Source organism: Cellulomonas sp. KH9, assembly GCF_900114185.1.
In the GTDB taxonomy this organism is placed as follows: Bacteria; Actinomycetota; Actinomycetes; order Actinomycetales; family Cellulomonadaceae; genus Cellulomonas.
Map to the genome: position 1 here is coordinate 516,301 of NZ_FOSE01000003.1, position 21,456 is coordinate 537,756.

The following is a 21,456-nucleotide window of genomic DNA, read 5'->3' on the forward strand; positions in this document are numbered from 1 at the left end:
GTCCGTCAGATCCAGGTGGGGAGCCACATCCGCATGTGCCACTGCTCCCACGGGATGACCCAGGCCGACCAGACCGGGTAGAAGAACAGCCCGACGCCCACGACCACGGCCACGAACACCCCGACGGCGGCGACGGTCCAGCGCCGTGCGCGGACCTCCCGCGCGGTGCCGTCGGCCTCGACCGGTGGTCCGACCAGCAGCCCCAGCACGTAGACGAGCGTGAGGACGACCCACGGCACGAACGCGACGCTGTAGAACGTGAAGATCGTGCGGTGCATGTAGGCGAACCACGGCAGCCAGCCGGCGACCAGCCCGGACAGCACCGCACCGGCGCGCCAGTCGCGGTAGCGGACCAGCCAGAACAGCGCCACCAGGACCGCGGCCGCCCCCGCCCACCAGATGACGGGGTTGCCGACGGAGACGATCGCCTGGGAGCAGGAGGTGGCACCGCACGCCCGCTCCGCGGCCTCACCGGTCAGGCCGGACACCTCGGTGGGGTACCAGAACGACGTCGGCCGCCACTGCACGATCCAGCCCAGCGGTCCGGCGGCGTAGCCGTGCGGGGTCTCCAGGGTGGTGTGGTACCGCCACATGTCCTGGTGGTACGCGAGCAGCGAGCGCAGCGCCGGGGGCAGCCACTGCACGCCCTGGCCCGGGTTCGCCTCCGCCCAGTGGCGGTTCCACCCGTTGTCGGTGGCGAACCAGCCTGCCCACGACGCGACGTACGTCGCTGCCGCCGTGGGGACCATGACGAGGAAGGCGACGACCGCGTCCTTGACCAGGGTCGCGCGCACCCAGGGCCGCACGCCGGCGCTGCGGCGCGCGGTGGCGTCCCACAGCACGGTGAGCAGGCCGAACACGGCGAGGAAGTACAGGCCCGACCACTTGGTGCCGATCGCCAGGCCCAGCAGCACCCCCGCCGCGAGGCGCCACCAGCGCCAGCCGAGACCGGGGCCCCAGCGCAGCGGACCGCCGGCGTCGAGGACCGCGGCCGTGCGCACCGCCAGACGCCGCCGGGCCTGCTCCCGGTCCAGCAGCAGGCAGCCGAACGCGGCGAGCGCGAAGAACATGAGGAACGGGTCCAGCAGGCTGATGCGTGACTGGACGATCGCCTGGCCGTCGAGCGCGAGGAAGAGGCCCGCGACCGTGCCCAGCGCGGTCGACGCGAACAGGCGCCGCGCGATGCGGGCGATCATCAGCACCGCGAGCGTCCCGCAGACCGCCGCCGCCAGCCGCCACGCCACGGAGCTCTCGACGCCGCCGCCCAGCTGGATGCCCAGGGCGATCATCCACTTCCCGACGGGCGGGTGGACGACGTACGCCGGGTCCGCGTTGAGCACGCTCGTGTCGCCGGCCTCGAACTGCGGGTTGGACTCCCCGACCCACGTGGCCTCGTAGCCGTGGACGAGCAGCGAGTACGCGTCCTTGACGTAGTAGGTCTCGTCGAAGACGAGCCGGTGGGGACGGCCCAGGTCCCACAGCCGCAGGAAGCCCGCGAGGGCGGTGACGCCCAGCGCCCACAGCCAGCCGTGCAGGCGCGCGCGGGGCGTCGCGTCCAGGGCGAGCGTGTCGGCCCCGAGCAGGCGACGCAGCAGCCGCGGCCCGTTCGGCTCGACGTCGGCGTCGACGTCGACGGCCGCCCGGGGGGCCGTGCCGGTGGCGTCGGTGCCGCGGGGATCGGTGCCGGTCGCGGGCTCGGGCGTGGTCGTCGTCCCCGGCTCGTTCCCGGTCGTCCGCGCGGGCGAGCCGTCCGGCGTGGCGGGGTCCGTCCCGGTCTCCGACGCGGTGGGGAGCGTGTCCGCGGCGGCGGCGTGCGGGCTCGGTCCCCGGCCCTGGGGCGCGCGTGCGGTGTCGTCGTCGTCGGTCGGCACCGGGCCATCGTAGAGGTACCCGGACCGGGGCGTTCCGGGCGTCCCCGGGTCGTGGTGGCAGGCTGGTCCGGTGACCCCGACGCCCGCCGCCGCACCCCCGCCCCACCCCGCCGCCGCGGACGTCCCGACCGCGCCCGCGGACGAGCCGGCCGCGCCCGCGGACGAGCCGGCCGCCACCGGGCCGACCGTCGCGCCCGCCCGCTCGCTGCGACCCGGGCAGGGCGCGCTGGTGCTGGCGGCCACGCCCATCGGCGACGCGGAGGACGCGTCGGTGCGGCTGCGGCGTCTGCTGGCGGAGGCGGACGTCGTCGCGGCGGAGGACACGCGCCGCACCCGTGCGCTGGCGGCACGCCTCGGGGTGACCATCGGCGGGCGGGTCGTCAGCCACCACGAGCACAACGAGTCGGGGCGGTCCGACGAGCTGCTCGACGTCGTCGCGGCGGGCGGAACCGTCCTGGTCGTGACCGACGCCGGCATGCCGACCGTGTCGGACCCGGGCTTCCGGGCGGTGCAGGCGGCGGTCGCTGCCGGGCTGCCGGTCACGGTGGCGCCCGGCCCCAGCGCCGTGCTCGCGGCCCTCGCGCTGTCCGGCCTGCCGACCGACCGGTTCTGCTTCGAGGGGTTCCTGCCGCGCCGCGCCGGGGACCGGGCGCGCGCCCTGGCCGCCCTCGCCGGCGAGCGCCGCACGATCGTCCTCTTCGAGGCGCCGCACCGGGTCGCCGAGGCGCTCGACGCCCTGGTCGAGGCGTTCGGGCCCGAGCGGCCGGGGGCCGTGTGCCGGGAGCTGACCAAGACGTACGAGGAGGTGCGCCGCGGTCCGTTGGCCGAGCTGGCGGCGTGGGCGCACGCCGGTGAGGTGCGTGGCGAGGTCGTGCTGGTCGTCGGCGGCGCGCCGCAGGGCGGTCCCCGTGGGGTCGAGGAGCTGGTGCCGGAGGTGCTGGCGCGCGTGGACGGCGGTGAGCGGCTCAAGACCGTCGTCGCGGAGGTCGCCGAGGCGACGGGCGTGCCCAAGCGGGACCTCTACGCCGCTGCCCTCGCCTCCCGTACCCCCTGACGACGGGGCCCGACGTCGGGCCCGGCGCGGTGGCCCGTCGGCCTCAGAGCAGGTCGGAGTCCACGAGCTCGGCTCCCGCGGCCGCCATCGCCGCGCGCGCGGCGGCGCCCTGCTCGGGGGTCACCGGGACGGTGAGGTCCGTCAGCACGCGGGTCCGCAGGCCGAGGGTCAGCGCGTCGACCGCCGTGGCGCGCACGCAGTGCGACTCGGCGATGCCGACCACGTCGACGTCGCTCACGCCCGCCTCCCGCAGCACGTCGGCCAGCGGTCGGCCGTCGGCGTCGACGCCCTCGAAGCCGGAGTACGCCGCCGCGTACTCGCCCTTGCGCACGCCGACGTCCGGGCGCAGGTCCGCCAGCGCGGGGTGGAGCTCTGCCTCGGCGGTGCCGGCGACGGCGTGCGGGGGCCAGGTGTCGACGTAGTCGGGCGTCGCGGAGAAGTGCGCGCCCGGGTCGACGTGCCAGTCCTGCGTCGTCACGACCAGGTCGTACCGGTCCCGGTGCGCGGCCGCGTACTCCGCGATCGCCCGGGCGACGGCGTCGCCGCCGGTCACCGCCAGCGCCCCGCCCTCGCAGAAGGTCGGCTGCACGTCCACGACGAGCAGTGCGCGCCGCGGGGTCCCCGTCATGTCAGTCATGAGCGACATCCTCGCCCCTGACGGGCCCGCGGCGCTGCACGACGCGGCGCGGCCCGGCACAGTGGGGCGATGGACGCGGGCGGTGCGGTGCGGCGACACGGTGCGGTGCGACGAGCCGGTGCGGTGCGACGAGCCGGTGCGGTGCGACGAGCCGGTGCGGTGCGACGCCGCGGTCCCGCGCGGACGGCCGCGGGGCGCGCCGTCGCCGCGGCGCTGCCGGTCGTGCTCGCCCTCGCGCTCGCGGCCTGCACCGGGGAGCCGCCCTCGTCCGCACCCGCCACCCCGTCCGCGCCCGCCACCCCGCCCGTCGTCGCGTCGCCCGCGTCGCCGCCCGCGTCGCCGCGGGCGCCCGGGGCGGTCCGTGACGTCCCGACCGTCGCCGTCACGTCGGTGCAGGACGTCGCCACCGGCCTGGACGTGCCGTGGGGCCTGGCGTTCCTGCCCGACGGCCGTGCCCTGGTCACGCTGCGGGACGCCGCGCGCCTCGTCCTCGTCGGGGCGGACGGGGCGGTCGTGGACGTGACGGGTCCGGGCGCCGACGCGATCGCGGACGCGACCGTGGCGCAGGGGGAGGGCGGCCTGCTGGGCGTCGCGGTCGTCCCGGGGTCGGCGGGCGGACCCGTCGACGTGGTCGTCCACCTGACGTCCGCGCAGGACAACCGGGTCCTGCGCGCGACGCTCGACGGCACGGTGCTCGGGCCGGCGCGCGTGGTGGTCGAGCGGATCCCGCGCGGGCGCAACCACAACGGGGGACGGCTGGCCTTCGGGCCGGACGGGTACCTGTACGTCACCACGGGGGACACGTACGAGACCGGGCTCGCCCCGGACCGGGACAGCCTGGGCGGCAAGGTGCTGCGGGTGACCGCGGACGGCGCACCCGCCCCGGGCAACCCGGACCCGACGTCGCCGGTGTGGACGCGCGGGCACCGCAACGTCCAGGGCATCGCGTGGGCGCCGGACGGGCGCGTGTTCGCCTCCGAGTTCGGTCAGGACACGTGGGACGAGCTCAACGTGCTGCGCGCGGGCGCGGACCACGGGTGGCCGACCGTGGAGGGCCGCGGCGGGGCGGCGCAGGGGTTCGCCGACCCGGTGGCGGTGTGGCCGACGTCGGACGCGTCACCGTCGGGGATCGCCGTGACCGACGAGGGGGTGTACGTCGCCGGCCTGCGGGGCCGCACGCTCTGGCGGGTGCCGCTGCGCCCCGTCGACCCCGCGGTCCTCGCCGACCCGGCGGCGGACGCGGCGGGGGTCGGGGACCCGCAACCGCTGCTGGCCGACGCGTACGGCCGGCTGCGGGCCGTCGAGGTCGCGCCCGACGGCTCGCTGTGGGTGCTGACCGGCAACACGGACGGCCGGGGCGACCCGGTCGCGGGCGACGACCGGGTCCTGCGCGTCACGGTCGGCTGACCCGTCCGCGCGCGAGACCGCGCAGAACATGAGAGACGGCGGAGAGTCCGGCGTGTCCCGGCGTGTGCTGTTCGGGCGGAACGTCCCGATCGGTACTGTGTGCGCCGTCCGGTGGCCGCACCCGCGGCACCGGTGACCGACCCGGCGACGACGGCGGCGGTGACCCCAGCACGACGTGACGACGAGCGACACGGAGGAGCCCACCATGCCGGCGAGGGCCAAGAGCATCCTCATCTGGATCGTCGTGATCTTCCTGCTCTACGCCGTGGTGACGAACCCCGAGCAGGCGGCGGACGTGGTGCGCTCGATCTGGGACTTCGTGTACGGCGCGTTCTCCGGGTTCGCCCGGTTCTTCGACGACCTGTCGTCCTGACGGCGCGCGGGGTGACGACGTGACGGGGGTGGCGACGTGACGGCCGACCACGCGACGCGCATCGTCATGTCGCACCGCCTGCTGCGGCGCTACGTGCTGCCGGGGGAGCGGGTGGTGCTCGCGACGCGTCGGCACTGGGCCAAGCTGCTCGAGCCGGCGGCGACGACGCTCGCGGTGTTCGCGGTGTGCGGCTGGCTGACCGCGGTGCTGCAGCCCCGGGTGGGGGACGGTGCCCTGGTGGTGTGGTGGCTGTGGCTGGCAGCCCTGGCCCGGTTCGCCTGGTACCTGCTGGTGTGGCGCGTCGAGTGGTTCGTCGCCACCGACAAGCGGATGCTGCTGCTGACCGGCCTGGTCACCCACCAGATCGGCATGATGCCGTTGATGAAGGTCACGGACATGCGCTACTCGCGGTCCGTGCTGGGCCAGATGCTGGGCTACGGGCAGTTCCTGCTCGAGTCCGCGGGGCAGGACCAGGCACTGCGGCAGATCGGGTGGGTGGCGCGCCCGGACGCGACGTACCGCGACCTGTGCGCGCTGATCTTCACCCCCGTGACGGCGCCGGCGTCCGACGGTGAGGACGACGGAGGACCGGCCCCGCGCGCCCGTCGGCGCCCCGAGGGCAGGCCGCCGGCCGTGCCGCCGGCCCGCCGCGTACCCCGACCCGAGGGAGGGGTCGCCCTGGCGGACGCCCCGGCGCAGGCACCGTCCGGTACCCGGTCCGGTACCCCGTCCGGGGTGCGGCCCGCCGCGCCGGACGTCCCCGGTGCCCCCGAGGAGGGGGCCCCGCCGCGCTGGGTGGAGCCCGTCGTCGTGTGGCCGTCGCGGGAGGACCCGTTCGAGCCCGACGACACCCGGCCGCTGCGCCTGCGCACCCCCGACGAGACGGACGACCCGGACGTCACGTCGCCGGAGGACGCGGAGCCGGCGCGTCGCCTGCCGCCGACGCTCGCGGAGGCCGCCGCGGACGGCACGGCGCTCGAGGCGGAGGCGATCGCCGGCGAGGAGGCGCTGCGGCTGGACGAGGAGGAGGCCGAGCAGCGGTCCTGGGACGTGTCCGAGCCCACCGGGACGTTCGTCGACCTGGGCCGTCGCGGCTGGTCCGAGGACACCCCGGCGCAGCCCTCGCCGGACCCGTCGACGCCGCCGGCGGGTCCCGCACCCGATATCGAGGGCAACCCCGGGGGCGGTCGCACCTAGGATCGTGGCCATGTCCCGCATCCTGTCCGCCGTCGCGTGGCCCTACGCGAACGGCCCCCGCCACATCGGTCACGTCGCCGGCTTCGGCATCCCGTCGGACGTCTTCAGCCGGTACATGCGCATGGCGGGGCACGACGTGCTGATGGTCTCGGGCACCGACGAGCACGGCACGCCGATCCTCGTGCAGGCCGACAAGGAGGGCGTCAGCGCGCAGGAGCTCGCGGACCGGTACAACCGCGTCATCGTCGAGGACCTCACGCAGCTGGGCCTGTCGTACGACCTGTTCACCCGGACCACGACCCGCAACCACTACGCGGTGGTGCAGGAGATGTTCCGCACCGTCCACAAGAACGGGTACATGGTCGAGCGCACGACGATGGGCGCGGTGAGCCCGTCCACGGGGCGCACCCTGCCGGACCGGTACATCGAGGGCACCTGCCCCATCTGCGGGTACGACGGCGCGCGCGGCGACCAGTGCGACAACTGCGGCAACCAGCTCGACGCGATCGAGCTCATCAACCCCACGAGCAAGATCAACGGGGAGACGCCGAGGTTCGTCGAGTCGAACCACTTCTTCCTCGACCTGCCGGCGTTCGTCGACGCGCTGGGCGACTGGCTGCGCACGCGCACCGCGTGGCGCCCCAACGTCCTGAAGTTCTCGCTCAACCTGCTCGACGACGTACGGCCGCGCGCCATGACGCGCGACATCGACTGGGGCATCCCCGTGCCGCTGGAGGGCTGGGAGGACAACCCGACCAAGCGCCTGTACGTGTGGTTCGACGCCGTCATCGGGTACCTGTCGGCGTCGATCGAGTGGGCGCGCCGCAGCGGCGACCCGGACGCGTGGCGGCAGTGGTGGAACGACCCCGAGGCCCTGTCGTACTACTTCATGGGCAAGGACAACATCACGTTCCACTCCCAGATCTGGCCGGCGGAGCTGCTGGGCTACGACGGCAAGGGCGCGCGCGGCGGCGCCCCCGGTGCGTACGGCTCGCTGAACCTGCCGACCGAGGTCGTCTCGAGCGAGTTCCTCAACGTCGAGGGCAAGCAGTTCTCGACGTCGCGGGGCCGCGTGATCCTGGTGCGCGACATGCTCGCGCGGTACCAGCCGGACGCCCTGCGCTACTACATCTCGGTCGCGGGGCCGGAGACGCAGGACGTCGACTTCACGTGGGCGGAGTTCAAGCGCCGCACCAACGACGAGCTCGTCGCGGGCTGGGGCAACCTGGTCAACCGCACCGCGAGCATGGTCCACAAGAACTTCGGCGAGATCCCCGCGCCCGGGCAGCGGCACCCCGTCGACGAGGCGCTCGTCGCCGAGGTCACGACGGCCTTCGGCCGTGTCGGTGAGCTCGTCGGCGCGCACCGGCAGCGGCAGGCGCTGCAGGAGGTCATGCGCGTGGTCGGCGAGGCCAACCGGTACGTCTCGGAGACCGAGCCGTGGAAGCTCAAGACGGACCCGGACCGTCTGGCCACCGTGCTGCACACCACGACCCAGGCGGTCAGCGACCTCAACACCCTGCTCGCGCCGTTCCTGCCGCACAGCGCGCAGGCGGTGCACGAGGCGCTGGGCGGCACGGGGACGTTCTCGCCGCAGCCGCGCATCGAGGAGGTCACGGACCTCGACGACGACTCGCGCCACTACCCGGTCATCACGGGCGACTACACGGCGGTGCGCGGGACGTGGCAGCCGAAGGCGATCGTGCCGGGCACCAAGGTCGACAAGCCGACGCCGGTCTTCACCAAGCTCGACGACGCGATCGTCGAGGAGGAGCTCGAGCGCCTGCGGCAGGGCTGAGGCGTGGCGCGCAGGAAGCGGGAGACGGGCTGGCCCCCGTCGCCGGAGCCGCTGCCGTCGCCCGTCGTCGACGACCACACGCACCTCGAGTCGGTCGTCGGGTGGCGGGCCGAGGGCTGGGACCCGGCGGACGCCGCGGCGCACCCGGACCTGGCCGCGCACCTCGCGCGCGCGGCGCAGGTCGGCGTGACGCGCATGGTGCAGGTCGGGTGCGACCTGGAGGCCGTCGCGTGGACGGACGCCGTGGTGCGCGAGCATCCGGCGCTGCTCGGGGCCGTCGCGATCCACCCCAACGAGGCGGTCCTGCACGCCGGCGTCCGCGAGGTCGCGCCGGACGGGCTGGACCCCGACCCGCAGCCGCACCACGACGTCCCGCTCGACGACGCCCTGGCGGCGGTCGCGGCGGTCGCCCGGGACAACCCCCGGGTGCGTGCCATCGGCGAGACCGGCCTCGACTTCTTCCGTGCGGGGGAGCGGGGCCGTGCGGTGCAGCGCGAGGCGTTCCGGGCGCACGTCGCCCTGGCCAAGGAGCTGGGCCTGGCGCTGCAGATCCACGACCGGGACGCCCACGACGAGGTGGTGGACGTGCTGCGCCGCGACGGCGCCCCGGAGCGCACGGTGTTCCACTGCTTCTCCGGCGGGCCCGACCTGGCGCGGGTGTGCGCGCAGGAGGGCTGGTTCTGCTCGTTCGCGGGCCCGGTGTCGTTCCCGGCCAACGAGGACCTGCGCGCGGCGCTGCGGGAGCTGCCCGCCTCCCTGGTGCTGGTCGAGACGGACGCGCCCTACCTCACCGTTCACCCCTTCCGGGGACGTCCCAACGCGCCGTACCTGCTGGCGGGCACGGTCCGGACGGTCGCGGAGGTGACCGGACGCACCGTCGAGGACGTGTGTGCGCGGGTCAGCGCAGTGGCGACGGCCGTCTACGGGGAGTGGTGACCCGCGCGGGCTGCGCGCCACCGCTGGTCGCGGGGGTCACGGATCGGTTACGGTCTGTGCGGCGCCCCGGGTGCGACCCGTCAAGGCCGCACGACGAGGTGCCGAAGAACTTCAGGGCAGCGCCCCTCCCGCCGACCCGAAGGACACCGTGACCGGTCACCCGCAGGTGCCGGGCCGCCGCGCCGCTCGTGCGCGCGACCGGGCCGCACGCACCGCCGCGCAGGCCGTCGTGCTCGCGCTCGTCGCGGGCGGCACCAGCGCGTTCGCGGCGATGCACAAGGACGTCACGGTCGACGTGGACGGCACCGAGGTGAACGTGCGCACGTTCGGGCGCACCGTCGCCGACGTGCTGGCGGCGGGCGACATCGAGGTGACCGAGGGTGACCTCGTGGCGCCGGGCCTCGACCAGCCGGTCGGACGCACCGGGCAGGTCGTGGTGCGGCACGGCCGCGAGATCGACGTCGAGGTCGACGGGCGTCCCCAGAGCGTGTGGACCACCGCCCTGACGGTCGGCGAGGCGGTCGAGGAGCTCGGGCTGCGCGAGGGTGTTCGTCTGTCGGCGTCCCGCTCCGCCGCGGTCGGCCGGGACGTGCTGCGGGTCTCCACGCAGAAGACCGTGCACCTGGTGGTCGACGGGCAGGTCATCGACGGGGTGACCAGCGGGTCCACGGTGCGCGACGCGCTGCGCGAGATCGGGCTCGTGCTCGAGGAGGCCGACCAGGTGTCGGTGCCGCTCGACGCGGCCGCCGTCGACGGGCTCGTCGTGCTGGTGACGCGTGCGGTCACCTCCGGGGAGACCGTGACCGAGGCGGTGCCGTTCGAGGTGCAGGAGATCGAGGACCCGACGCTCGTCAAGGGCAACAAGGTCGTCAAGAACGCCGGCCGGGCGGGGCAGCGCACGACGACGTACTCGCTCGACGTGGTCGGCGGCGTGGTCGTGGGGCGCTCGGTGCTCGCGTCGGTCGAGACGGTCGCGCCGGTGCACCAGGTGGTCCGGGTGGGCACCGCGGAGCTGCCCGACCCGGCGACCGTGGCGGTCGAGCCCGGCACGGCCCAGGCGATGGGCAAGGAGATGGCCGCCGCGCGCGGCTGGGGCGACGACCAGTTCGCCTGCCTGCTGTCGCTGTGGAACAAGGAGAGCGGCTGGCGCTGGAACGCCGAGAACCGGTCGTCCGGCGCCTACGGCATCCCGCAGTCGCTGCCCGGGTCGAAGATGGCGTCCGCCGGTGCGGACTGGCGGACCAACCCGGCGACGCAGATCTCGTGGGGTCTGGGGTACATCGCCGGGCGGTACGGCACCCCCTGCGGCGCGTGGGCGCACTCGCAGGCCAAGGGCTGGTACTGACCCTCTGCCGCACGGCCGGTGCCGCCGCGCGGCACCCCTGCGCCTCGGCGGGGTGACCCCCGCCACTGCCGCTGGGGGTTGGACTCAGGGTCACAATTCCGTTACGGTCGCGTGTCGCTATTGCTCGGACGGGTGATCCCCGTCCGGGTGCGACGACGGTGGCCCTCCGGGGTCGCCGTGACCGCCGGATCGGGGACCCTCCGTCGTGCGGCCGCTCCCGACGCCCGTCGTCGTCGAGCGCCGCGCGTCTCCCCGTGCCCGGGATCGACGACGCCTGGAGCCTCGTGCAGTTCTTCGCCCGCCCCACCGGACCCACCCCGCCCGCGGCCCACGCCGCGACCCCCGACGCCCCGCAGGACGCCGCACCCCACACCCACCGCGGCCGCCGTCGCTGGCCCCTGGTGGCCGCCGGCACCGCCGCGCTCGTCGTCGCCGCGGGCGGCACCGCGTACGCGCAGGCGCACAAGACCGTCGCCCTCGACGTCGACGGCGAGATCACCCGCGTCTCGACCTTCGCCGGCTCGGTCGACGGGCTGCTGGACGCGCAGGGCATCGAGCTCGGCGAGCGCGACACCGTGTCCCACAGCGGTGCCCTCACCGACGGCGCGGAGATCGTCGTGCGGACCGCGTCCGCGATCCTCGTCGCGCTGAACGGCACCCAGGAGGTCGTCTGGACCACCGCGCTCACCGCCGACGAGGCGCTCGACGCGCTCGCGGTGCGGGCCGACTCGGTGGCGCTGCTCGCGTCCCGGTCCGCCCAGCGCACCGACCTGCCGATGGAGCTCGCGCTCGGGGACCGCGCCGAGGTCCTGGTGGACGGGGCCGTGCACCCCGTGCCCGACGGCGACGCCACGGTCAGCGAGGCGCTGGCGGACCTCGGCGTGACGGTGCAGCCGCTCGACCGCGTCACCGTGCAGCAGGGTCAGCAGGACGTCGTCCAGGTCGTCGTGCAGCGCGTCGTCGAGCAGGACGTCACCACCCAGTCCGAGGTGCCGTTCACCTCGCGCACCGAGGAGGACCCGACCCGCTTCACCGGCGAGAAGGTCGTCGCCCAGGCCGGCGCGCCGGGCGTCCGCTCGATCGTCGAGCGCGTCACCACGGTCGACGGCGTGGAGTCGCGACGCGTCGCGCTGAGCGACGTCACGCAGGAGCCCGTCGAGGAGGTCGTCCGCGTCGGCACCAAGGCGCGCCCGGTCGCGCCGGCCGCCCCGCGTCCGTCCGCGCCCGCACCGTCGTCGTCGGGCTCGTCCGCGGCGGCCGGCCCCATCACGGCCGGCGGCAGCGCCGACTCGCTCAACTGGGCGGCGCTCGCCCGCTGCGAGTCGGGCGGTCGGGTCGACGCGGTGTCGTCGACCGGCAAGTACCACGGGCTGTACCAGTTCTCGGTCGCCACCTGGCAGGCCGTCGGCGGCTCCGGGCTGCCCTCGCAGGCCTCGGCCGAGGAGCAGACCGCCCGCGCCAAGATGCTCTACAACCGTGCCGGCGCCGGGCAGTGGCCGCACTGCGGCAAGAACCTGTTCAGCTGACGAACGGCTCGTCCCGACGACGGACCGTCACCCCGCGGGTGGCGGTCCGTCGCCGTTCTCGCCGCGCCGTCCTCGCTGCGCCGCCGCGCCGTCCTCGCTGCGCCGCCGCGCCGTCCTCGCTGCGCCGCCGCGCCGTCCTCGCCGCGCCGCCGCGCCACGTAGGCTCGGGGGCCATGTCGGCGATCACCCTGCTCGGGCCTGCGGAGATCCGGGCGCTCGCGCAGCGTGCCGGTGTGCGGCCCACCAAGACCCTCGGGCAGAACTTCGTCCTCGACGCGGGCACGGTCCGCAAGATCGTGCGCCAGGCCGACGTGGCCGCGGGCGAGCGCGTCGTCGAGATCGGCCCGGGCCTGGGCTCCCTCACGCTGGGGCTGCTCGAGGCCGGTGCCGACGTCGTGGCCGTCGAGATCGACCCCGTGCTCGCGGCGTTGCTGCCGCAGACGGTGGCCGCCCACGTCCCCGGCCTCGCCGTCGACCCGGCAGCGGCCGACGAGACGCCCGACGCCCGCACGGTCGTGCTCCGGGACCCCGACGGGCGGGCGCGCCTGACCGTCGTCACGCAGGACGCGCTGACCGTGACCGCGCTGCCCGGGCCGCCGCCCACCGCGCTGGTCGCCAACCTGCCCTACAACGTGTCGGTGCCCGTGCTGCTGACCTTCCTCGAGCGGTTCGACTCGCTGCAGCGGGGCCTGGTCATGGTGCAGGCCGAGGTCGCCGACCGGCTCGCCGCCCCGCCGGGCAGCCGCACGTACGGCGTGCCGTCGGCCAAGGTCGCGTGGTACGCGTCCGCACGACGCACCGCGACCGTGGGGCGTGCGGTCTTCTGGCCGGCGCCGCACGTGGACTCGGCGCTGGTGCGCCTCGACCGGCGCGAGCCGCCGGCCGCCACGGTCCGGCGGCAGGACGTCTTCGCGGTCGTCGACGCGGCCTTCGCGCAGCGGCGCAAGATGCTGCGCTCCGCGCTCGCCGGGCTCGCGGGCTCCTCGGCCGCGGCCGAGACCGCCGTGCGGGCCGCGGGTCTGGACCCGCAGGCGCGCGGTGAGCAGGTCGACGTCGTGGGCTTCGCGCGGATCGCCGAGGCGCTGGCATCGGCGCAGCCCGTGCAGCCCGGACCTGGCACAGTGGCACCGTGATGCCGACCCCCCTGGACGACCTGCCCGAGCGCGCCGTGCGTGTGCGCGCCCCCGGCAAGGTCAACCTGTCGCTGCGCGTGGGCCCCCGCGCCGCCGACGGCTACCACCCGGTGTCGACGGTGTTCCAGGCGGTCTCCCTGTACGAGGAGGTCGTCGCGACGCCCGCCGACGAGTACGGGCTGAGCGTGAGCGGGGCGCAGGCGGAGGCCGTGCCCACCGACGCGTCCAACCTGGCCCTGCGCGCGGCCCGCGCGGTGGCCGAGCGCGCCGGCATCGACGAGGCCGTCCACCTGCACCTGGCCAAGGGGGTGCCCGTGGCCGGTGGCATGGCGGGCGGCTCCGCCGACGCGGCGGCCGCGCTCGTGGCGTGCGACGCGCTGTGGAACGCCGGCCTGTCCCGTGACGACCTGCTCGAGCTCGCGGCCGGGCTGGGGTCCGACGTGCCGTTCTCGCTGCTGGGGCACACCGCGGTGGGCCAGGGGCGTGGTCACCTGCTGACGCCCGCGCTCAGCCGCGGCGAGTTCCACTGGGCGTTCGCGGTGCAGGACCGTGGCCTGTCGACCGCGGCCGTCTACGACGCCTTCGACGACCTGCACGGCGAGACCGCCGTCCCCCCGGACGACGAGCAGGACGTCCCGCTCATGCAGGCGCTGCGCGCGGGCGACGCCGCCGCGCTCGGTGCTGCGCTGCACAACGACCTGGAGAGTGCCGCGATCGAGCTCGACCCGGGCCTCACCGAGCCGCTGGCCGTCGCGACCGACGCCGGCGCCCTGGGTGTCGTGGTCTCGGGTTCCGGGCCGACGGTGGCGGCGCTGGCCCGCAGCCGGCAGCACGCGCTGGCCGTGGCGGCCGCCTTCACCGCGTCGGGCGTGGCCGACCGTGTGCTCACGGCGACCGGCCCCGTCGCCGGCGCCCGGGTGGTGCAGGGGGAGTGACCGAGGTGCACGACCTGCGCGCGACCGTCGAGTCGGCGCGCGCGCCGATCGACCCGTCCACGGGGCTGCAGGCGCGGCAGGCCGCCGACCCCGACGAGCGGGGCTGGGTGCGCCCGGCGCCGGACGCCGACGCGCTGCGCTGGGACGTGATGCTCGCCGGCGGCCTGTACCTCGGGGCGCTGCTCGCCATGGTGCTCGTGCAGGTCTCCGGCATGTATACCGAGCCCGCGCCCGGCTGGGTGTCGGCGCTGCTGCTCGCGGCCACCACGCTGCCGCTCGCCGTGCGCCGTCGGTGGCCCGCGGCCGTCCTGCTGGTGGTCGCCACCGCCTTCATCACCGCGCAGTCGCTGTCGGTGCCCGAGACGCTGATCTCGAACATCGCGCTGTTCTGCGCGATGTACACCGTGGGCGCGTGGGAGGCGGACCGGCGGCGCGCCGCACTGGTCCGTGCCGTCGTGGTGGCCGCGATGATCCTGTGGCTGCTCGTGGCCCTGTTCATGGCGGCCACCGACCCGGAGACGGCGCAGGACCTGCCGGACCAGGTCGGGGCTTTCTCGCCGTTCGTGGCGTTCACCCTGCTGCAGCTGCTGACCAACGTCCTGTACTTCGCCGGGTCCTGGTTCTTCGGCGAGCACGCCTGGCGCTCGGCGCGCGAGCGGGCCCGCACCGCGTGGCGCACGCACCTGCTGGTGCTCGAGCGTCGCCGTGCCGAGCAGCAGGCGGTCACGCTGGAGAGGTTGCGGCTGGCGCGCGAGCTGCACGACGCCGTCGCCCACCACGTGTCCCTCATGGGCGTGCAGGCCGCCGCCGCCCGCATGCTGCTCGGCGGGGACCCCGACCGGGCGGCCGTGGCCCTCGGGCACGTCGAGGAGTCCGCGCGGGACGCGGTGCGCGAGCTGCACGGCATCCTCGGCATGCTGCGCGACGGTGGTGACGCGTCGGCGGCGGTGACGCGCGCGCCCGCGACCCCGGGGCCCGACGAGCCCACCGGCTCGTTGGACGTCGACGCCCTGCCGGACCTGGTGGAGCGCGTGCGCGCCGCCGGCACGCACGTCGGCTACCAGGTGGTCGGGGAGCCGCGACGCCTCACGCCGCTGGCCTCCCTCAACCTGTACCGCATCGCGCAGGAGGCCCTGACCAACGTGCGCAAGCACACCGGTCCGGACGTCCGGGCGGAGGTCCGCCTGCGGTGGCTGGCCGAGGAGGTCGAGCTGGAGGTGTCCGACGACGGCGGGGGCGGTCGTGCCGCGTCCGCGCCGTCGACGGGGCTGGGGCTGATCGGGATGCGGGAGCGCGCGGTCGCCGACGGCGGCACGTTCGAGGCGGTCCGGCGCCGGTCCGGCGGGTTCGTGGTGCGGGTGCGTCTGCCGCTGGCGGCGGTCGCCGTGGCGCGGGCCGGGGACGATGGCTGAGGACCGCGACGCGCGTCGCGGCACGGACGACGGAGGACAGCGATGACGGCGCCCGTGCGTGTGGTGCTCGTGGACGACCAGGCCCTGCTGCGTGCGGGGATCGGCACGATCCTGTCGGCGCACCCGGGCATCGACGTCGTCGGCGAGGCGGGCACCGGCGTGCAGGCGCTCGACGTCGTGCGGGCCACCCGCCCGGACGTCGTGTGCATGGACGTGCAGATGCCGGACATGGACGGGTTGGAGGCCACGCGGCGCATCGTCGCGGACGAGGCGCTGACGGCGGCGGTGGTGATCCTCACGACCTTCAACCGTGACGACTACCTGGTCGAGGCGCTGCGTGCCGGCGCCGTGGGCTACCTGCTCAAGACGTCCCGGCCGGAGCAGCTCACGGAGGCCGTGCTCAGCGCGGCCGCGGGCGAGGGCCTGCTGTCGCCCGAGGTCACGCGCGCGGTCATCGCCCGCGCGGTGAGCGAGCGTGCTCCGGCACGGTCCGCCGTGCAGCCCGTCGTGCCCCTCACGGAGCGGGAGCAGGAGGTCCTCGCGCTCGTCGCGCGCGGGCTCAACAACGACGAGATCGCCGCCGAGCTCGTGGTCAGCCGGGCCACCGTGAAGACCCACGTGTCCAACGTGCTGGCCAAGCTGGGCCTGCGCGACCGCGTCCAGGCGGTCGTGTACGCGCACGAGCACGGCCTGACGGGCTGAGCGCGTCTCCGTCCCGGGACGGAGACGCGGGATCGGCCCAGCGCCTGATCCGCCGGGGTGGCGCCCTGCCTACCGTGGTGGCAGACGTCCGGGAGGCCCGGACGCGGCAACGGCAGGGAGGGACGATGCTCGAGCTGCGCGGGATCAGCCGGTCGTTCGGTGACCGGCTCGTGCTCGACGACGTGAGCTTCACGGTCGGGCAGGGGCGGCTCACCGGGTTCGTCGGCGGCAACGGTGCGGGCAAGACCACGACGATGCGCATCATCCTCGGGGTGCTGGCGCCGCACGCGGGGACCGTGACGGTCGACGGCGCGCCGGTGGACGGTGCGCAGCGCGCCCGGTTCGGCTACATGCCCGAGGAGCGCGGCCTGTACCCCAAGATGCAGCTCGTCGAGCACCTCACGTACCTGGCGCGGCTGCACGGGTTCGACAGGCCGGGTGCCACCCAGCGCGCCGAGGCCCTCGTCGAGCGGCTGGGCCTGTCGGCGCGGGCCAAGGACCCGGTGGAGAGCCTGTCGCTGGGCAACCAGCAGCGGGCGCAGGTCGCCGCGGCGCTCGTGCACGACCCGGACGTGCTGGTGCTGGACGAGCCGTTCTCCGGGCTGGACCCCATGGCCGTGGAGGTCGTGCAGGGTGTCCTCGCCGAGCGGGCCGCGCAGGGTGTGCCCGTGCTGTTCTCCTCGCACCAGCTCGACGTCGTCGAGCGGCTGTGCGACGACCTCGTCATCATCGGCGGGGGCCGGGTGCGCGCGGCCGGCACGCGGGAGGACCTGCGGCGGCAGTTCGGCACCGCCCGCCACGAGATCGTCGCCGAGGGCGACATGGGCTGGCTGCGCGACGTCCCGCAGGTGCGCGTCGACGAGCTCGCCGGCGGCTCGGCCGTCTTCGAGGCCCCGGAGGACGTCGCCCAGCAGGTGCTGACGTCCGCCCTGGCGCGCGGACCGGTGCGCGCGTTCACCCCCCTGCGGCCGACGCTCGCGGAGATCTTCCGCGACGTCGTGACCGACGAGCCCGAGCTGGAAGAGGTGGCCCGATGAGCGCCCGTCCGTCCGCCCCGACCCCGCCGTCCCTGGGGCGTGCCACGCTGCTGGTCGCCGAGCGGGAGATCACGTCGCAGGTCCGGACCAAGTCGTTCCTCGTCTCCACGGCCGTCCTGCTGGTGGGGGTGCTCGCGGCGATCATCCTGAGCTCGGTGTTCTCGGGGCGGACGGGCGACGACGTGCCGGTGGCCGTCGTCTCGTCGGTCGCGGGGCAGGTGCCGACGACGGAGGGTCTGGAGGTGCGCGACGTCGCGGACCGCGCTGCCGCCCTCGAGGCGGTGCGTGCCGGCGACGTGGACGCCGCGGTGGTCCCGGGCGACGGCCCGCTGGGCGTCGAGGTCGTGGCGATGAGCTCGGCGCCGCAGGTGCTCCTGGGTGCCCTGACGGTCGAGCCGGACGTCGAGCTGCTCGACCCGGCCGCCGCCGAGGGCGGCGTCCGGTACATCGTGACCTTCGCGTTCGGCCTGGTCTTCATGATGTCGGCGATCGGCTTCGGCTCGACGATCGCGCAGAACACCGTGACGGAGAAGCAGACGCGCACGGTCGAGCTCCTGCTGTCGGCGGTGCCGGCCCGCGCGCTGCTGGCCGGGAAGATCCTCGGCAACTCGGTGCTCGCGCTGGGGCAGACGGCGGCGATCGCGGCGGTCTCGGTCCTCGCGCTGGTCGTGACCGGCCAGGACGGCCTGCTCACCATGCTCGGCACGCCGCTGGTCTGGTTCGTGGTGTTCTTCGCGATCGGGTTCGTGCTGCTGGCGGCGGTGTACGCGGCGAGCGCGTCGCTGGTCTCGCGCGTCGAGGACACGGGTGTGGTGCTGCAGCCCGCCATGTGGCTGACCATGCTGCCGTACTTCCTCGTGGTGTTCTTCAACGACAACCCCACGGTGATGACCGTGATGTCGTACGTGCCGTTCAGCGCGCCGGTCGGGATGCCGGTGCGGTTGTTCCTCGGCGAGGCGGCGTGGTGGGAGCCGCTGCTGTCGCTGGCGGTGCTGGCGGCGTCGTGCCTGGTCGTGATCGCGATCGCGGCGCGGATCTACGAGCGGTCGGTGCTGCGGATGGGCGGGCGCGTCCGGGTCCGCGAGGTGCTGGCCGGGTCGGGCGCCGACTGAGCCTCTTCGACAGGCCGGCGGCGTACCTGGCACGCTGAGGTCCTCATGCCCCACCTTCTCGGCGCCGACCGCGTCCACCTCACCCTCGGTACCCGCACCCTCCTCGACGGCGTCAGCCTCGGGGTCGACGACGGCCAGCGCATCGGCGTCGTCGGCCCCAACGGCGCCGGCAAGTCCACCCTGCTGCGCGTGCTCTCGGGCCGTCAGGAGCCCGACACCGGCCGCGTGACCCGCGCCGGCGGCACCCGGGTCGCCCTGCTCGACCAGCGCGACGACCTGGGCCCCGGCACCGTGCTCGACGCCGTCCACGGCTCCGCCGACGCGCACGAGTGGGCGTCCGACGCCCGCGTCCGCGCCGTCCACAGCGGCCTGCTCGCGGACGTCGACCTCGACGCCCCGCTGGCGAAGCTGTCCGGCGGCCAGCGGCGGCGCGTCGCGCTCGCGGCGCTGCTCGTGCGCGACGACGAGGTGCTGGTGCTCGACGAGCCCACCAACCACCTCGACGTCGAGGGCGTCGCGTGGCTGGCGGGGTACCTCGTGGACCGGTACGCGCGCGGCGGTGGGGCCCTGGTCGTGGTGACCCACGACCGGTGGTTCCTCGACGCGGTCTGCACCCGGACGTGGGAGGTGCACGACGGCGTCGTCGACCAGTACGACGGCGGGTACGCCGCCTACGTGCTGGCGCGTGCCGAGCGGGCGCAGCAGGCCGCGACGGTCGAGTCGAAGCGGCAGAACCTGCTGCGCAAGGAGCTGGCCTGGTTGCGGCGCGGCGCACCGGCGCGCACGTCCAAGCCGAAGTTCCGCATCGACGCCGCGACCGCGCTCATCGCCGACGAGCCGCCGCCGCGCGACTCCCTCGCGCTGGCCCGCACCGCGACCGCCCGGCTCGGCAAGGACGTGCTCGACCTCGAGGACGTCACGTACACGCTGCCTGACGGGCGCGTGCTGCTCGACGACGTCACGTGGCGCCTCGGCCCGGGGGACCGGTACGGGGTCGTCGGCGTCAACGGTGCCGGCAAGACGACCATGCTGCGGCTGCTCACGGGGCAGGTCGTCCCCACCGCGGGACGCGTGCGCCGGGGCAAGACCGTGCGCGTCGCCGAGCTGCGCCAGGACGTCGAGGACCTCGACGAGGTCGCGGACCTGACCGTCGTCGAGGCCGTCGAGCGCGAGAAGCGGACCGTCGTCGTCGGTGGCAAGGAGCTGACCGCCGCCCAGCTGGTGGAGAAGCTCGGGTTCACGCGTGAGCGAGCCCGCACCCTCGTGCGGGAGCTGTCGGGCGGGGAGCGCCGCCGCCTGCAGCTGCTGCGGCTGCTGGTGGCCGAGCCCAACGTGCTGCTGCTCGACGAGCCCACCAACGACCTCGACACCGACACCCTGGCGGCGGTCGAGGACCTGCTCGACGGCTGGCCCGGCACGCTGGTCGTCGTCTCGCACGACCGCTACCTGCTCGAGCGGGTCTGCGACCGGCAGGTCGCGCTGCTCGGCGACGGGCACCTGCGGGACCTGCCCGGCGGCGTCGAGGAGTACCTCGAGCTGCGCGGGGCGGCGCTCGCCGCCGGCGCCGCGGACGCCCGGGCGACCGGCGGCGTCGGGGGAGCGATGGCGCGCGCGGCGGCCGGGGCGGCCCCGGGCTCGTCCGACGCCCCTGGTGCCCCGGGACCGTCCGCCGACGGTCCGCCCGCCCCGTCCGCGGCGGAGGTGCGGGCCGCCCGCAAGGAGGTGCAGCGGATCGAGCGCCGGCTGGAGCGCATCGCCGCGCTGGAGGCGGACCTGCACGGCCGCATGGCCGAGCAGGCGACCGACCACACGGCCGTGCTGGCGCTCGACGCGGAGCTGCGGGCGCTGGCCGCGGAGCGCGACCAGCTCGAGGCCGCGTGGCTCGAGGCGGCCGAGACCGCGGGCTGAGCCGTGGCGCGGTGCGGCGTTCCTCCGCAGGATGGAGTCGACCGTGCCGGAGCGAGGACGGGTGGTGCCATGTCGACGAGCGGTGACGTGACGAGCGGGACGACGGCGGGACGGTCGTACATGCGACCGGTCGAGATGCCGGAGCCCTCACCCGACGCCGAGCTGGACCGGCTGTTCCACGCGCTGTCCGACGCGACCCGCCGGGCCATGGTCGAGCGGCTCGCGCAGGGCGCCGCGTCGGTGTCCGCGCTGGCCGCGCCGTTCCCCATGTCGATGCCGGCCGTGGTCCAGCACCTCGCGGTCCTGGAGCGGGCGGGCGTGGTGGCGTCCCAGAAGGTCGGCCGCGTGCGCACCTACCGGCTGACCCCGGACGGCACGCTCACGGCGCGCACCTGGCTCGACCGGCACCGGCTGCACGCCGAGCGTGCCCTCGACCGCCTGTCCCAGCACGGGCACCGCGACTGACCACGCGGCGGCCCCGACCGCGCGGGGTCGGGCTCGGGACGCGTCGGGCTCAGGACGCGTCGAACAGCGTGAGGACGTCGCGCAGCAGCGCGGCCAGGCGCTCGCGGTCCGCCTCCGGGAGCTCCCCGATGAGGCCCCGCTCGACGTCGAGCAGGTCCGCGAACGCCTCGTCGACGCGCTGCAGGCCGGCCGGGGTGAGGGTGACCAGGACCCCGCGCCGGTCGTCGGGGGACGGCTGGCGCTCGACCAGACCCTGCTCCGCGAGCCGGTCGATGCGGTTGGTCATCGTCCCGCTGGTCACGAGGGTCTGCGTGAGCAGCGCGCCGGGGGACAGCCGGTACGGCTCGCCGGCGCGGCGCAGCGCCGCGAGCACGTCGAACTCCCACGTCTCCAGGCCGTGCCGCGCGAACGCGCCGCGCCGGGCGAGGTCGAGGTGCCGCGCCAGACGGCTGACCCGGGACAGCACGGTCAGGGGCCGGACGTCCAGGTCGGGTCGCTCGCGCTGCCACGCGAGGACGATGCGGTCGACCTCGTCGCGGGGCGGCCCTGCGGTGTCGCTCTCGGCCATGGTCCGAGATTAGTCGACGTCAAGACACCGGGGTGTGCGG

Annotated in this window: 19 protein-coding genes and 1 pseudogene; 17 read left to right on the plus strand and 3 right to left on the minus strand. The window is 75.4% G+C overall.

Features of this window, described 5'->3' with window-relative positions; genetic code table 11:
- Window positions 1-5 precede the first annotated feature (5 nt).
- A complete protein-coding gene (locus BMZ16_RS12165) occupies window positions 6-1,871 on the minus strand; it encodes a phospholipid carrier-dependent glycosyltransferase (protein WP_089800764.1) in 1,866 nt (621 codons plus the stop codon).
- Window positions 1,872-2,076: 205 nt separating this feature from the next.
- On the opposite strand from BMZ16_RS12165, the gene rsmI reads away from it, so the two are divergent.
- Window positions 2,077-2,925, plus strand: coding sequence for a 16S rRNA (cytidine(1402)-2'-O)-methyltransferase (gene rsmI, locus BMZ16_RS12170; RefSeq protein WP_089801117.1), 849 nt, complete (start codon window positions 2,077-2,079; stop codon window positions 2,923-2,925).
- 43 nt (window positions 2,926-2,968) lie between these two features.
- On the opposite strand, the gene BMZ16_RS12175 is transcribed toward rsmI, so the two are convergent.
- Window positions 2,969-3,553: an isochorismatase family protein gene (locus BMZ16_RS12175; protein ID WP_089800766.1), complete on the minus strand. Its 585-nt coding sequence runs from the start codon at window positions 3,551-3,553 to the stop codon at window positions 2,969-2,971.
- A gap of 168 nt (window positions 3,554-3,721) precedes the next feature.
- Between BMZ16_RS12175 and BMZ16_RS12180 the strand changes: the two genes are divergently transcribed.
- From BMZ16_RS12180 to BMZ16_RS12250, 16 genes and pseudogenes are all read left to right on the plus strand, one after another.
- Window positions 3,722-4,969 (plus strand): PQQ-dependent sugar dehydrogenase, encoded by a 1,248-nt coding sequence (locus tag BMZ16_RS12180; RefSeq protein WP_255366606.1) that lies wholly within the window; start codon window positions 3,722-3,724, stop codon window positions 4,967-4,969.
- A gap of 205 nt (window positions 4,970-5,174) precedes the next feature.
- Window positions 5,175-5,342, plus strand: a complete 168-nt coding sequence (locus tag BMZ16_RS19305; RefSeq protein WP_177199684.1) for a hypothetical protein — start codon at window positions 5,175-5,177, stop codon at window positions 5,340-5,342.
- 36 nt (window positions 5,343-5,378) lie between these two features.
- Window positions 5,379-6,539: a PH domain-containing protein gene (locus BMZ16_RS12190; protein WP_089800771.1), complete on the plus strand. Its 1,161-nt coding sequence runs from the start codon at window positions 5,379-5,381 to the stop codon at window positions 6,537-6,539.
- A 10-nt stretch (window positions 6,540-6,549) separates the two neighbouring features.
- The gene (metG, locus tag BMZ16_RS12195) at window positions 6,550-8,337 is read left to right on the plus strand and encodes a methionine--tRNA ligase (protein ID WP_089800773.1); all 1,788 of its coding nucleotides are present in this window, start codon (window positions 6,550-6,552) and stop codon (window positions 8,335-8,337) included.
- 3 nt (window positions 8,338-8,340) lie between these two features.
- Entirely contained in the window at window positions 8,341-9,273 is a 933-nt protein-coding gene (locus BMZ16_RS12200) for a TatD family hydrolase (RefSeq protein ID WP_089800775.1), read from the plus strand.
- A gap of 148 nt (window positions 9,274-9,421) precedes the next feature.
- On the plus strand, window positions 9,422-10,618 hold the full coding sequence (locus tag BMZ16_RS12205) for an aggregation-promoting factor C-terminal-like domain-containing protein (protein WP_089800777.1): 1,197 nt from the start codon (window positions 9,422-9,424) through the stop codon (window positions 10,616-10,618).
- Between the two features lie 254 nt (window positions 10,619-10,872).
- Window positions 10,873-12,144 carry a resuscitation-promoting factor gene (locus tag BMZ16_RS12210; protein WP_255366607.1) on the plus strand — a complete coding sequence of 424 codons (1,272 nt, stop codon included), beginning with the start codon at window positions 10,873-10,875 and terminating at the stop codon, window positions 12,142-12,144.
- 173 nt (window positions 12,145-12,317) lie between these two features.
- Window positions 12,318-13,277: a 16S rRNA (adenine(1518)-N(6)/adenine(1519)-N(6))-dimethyltransferase RsmA gene (rsmA, locus tag BMZ16_RS12215; RefSeq protein WP_089800779.1), complete on the plus strand. Its 960-nt coding sequence runs from the start codon at window positions 12,318-12,320 to the stop codon at window positions 13,275-13,277.
- Window positions 13,277-14,212, plus strand: a complete 936-nt coding sequence (locus BMZ16_RS12220) for a 4-(cytidine 5'-diphospho)-2-C-methyl-D-erythritol kinase (RefSeq protein WP_177199699.1) — start codon at window positions 13,277-13,279, stop codon at window positions 14,210-14,212. Before rsmA ends, BMZ16_RS12220 begins: the two co-directional genes overlap by 1 nt.
- Entirely contained in the window at window positions 14,209-15,624 is a 1,416-nt protein-coding gene (locus BMZ16_RS12225) for a sensor histidine kinase (protein WP_255366608.1), read from the plus strand. The genes BMZ16_RS12220 and BMZ16_RS12225 overlap by 4 nt, the downstream gene beginning before the upstream one ends.
- 42 nt (window positions 15,625-15,666) lie before the next feature.
- Window positions 15,667-16,326, plus strand: a complete 660-nt coding sequence (locus BMZ16_RS12230) for a response regulator (protein ID WP_089800783.1) — start codon at window positions 15,667-15,669, stop codon at window positions 16,324-16,326.
- Window positions 16,327-16,451: 125 nt separating this feature from the next.
- Complete coding sequence (locus tag BMZ16_RS12235; RefSeq protein WP_089800785.1) at window positions 16,452-17,363, plus strand: ABC transporter ATP-binding protein; 912 nt, start codon at window positions 16,452-16,454, stop codon at window positions 17,361-17,363.
- Complete coding sequence (locus BMZ16_RS12240; protein WP_089800787.1) at window positions 17,360-18,475, plus strand: ABC transporter permease; 1,116 nt, start codon at window positions 17,360-17,362, stop codon at window positions 18,473-18,475. The genes BMZ16_RS12235 and BMZ16_RS12240 overlap by 4 nt, the downstream gene beginning before the upstream one ends.
- Before the next feature lie 45 nt (window positions 18,476-18,520).
- Window positions 18,521-19,003: pseudogene (locus BMZ16_RS20055) on the plus strand (ATP-binding cassette domain-containing protein); the annotation flags it as partial.
- A 9-nt stretch (window positions 19,004-19,012) separates the two neighbouring features.
- Complete coding sequence (locus BMZ16_RS12245; protein WP_369822580.1) at window positions 19,013-20,383, plus strand: ABC-F family ATP-binding cassette domain-containing protein; 1,371 nt, start codon at window positions 19,013-19,015, stop codon at window positions 20,381-20,383.
- 69 nt (window positions 20,384-20,452) lie between these two features.
- Window positions 20,453-20,848, plus strand: coding sequence for an ArsR/SmtB family transcription factor (locus tag BMZ16_RS12250; protein ID WP_255366610.1), 396 nt, complete (start codon window positions 20,453-20,455; stop codon window positions 20,846-20,848).
- A 49-nt stretch (window positions 20,849-20,897) separates the two neighbouring features.
- On the opposite strand, the gene BMZ16_RS12255 is transcribed toward BMZ16_RS12250, so the two are convergent.
- Complete coding sequence (locus BMZ16_RS12255) at window positions 20,898-21,416, minus strand: MarR family winged helix-turn-helix transcriptional regulator (protein ID WP_089800791.1); 519 nt, start codon at window positions 21,414-21,416, stop codon at window positions 20,898-20,900.
- Window positions 21,417-21,456 lie beyond the last annotated feature (40 nt).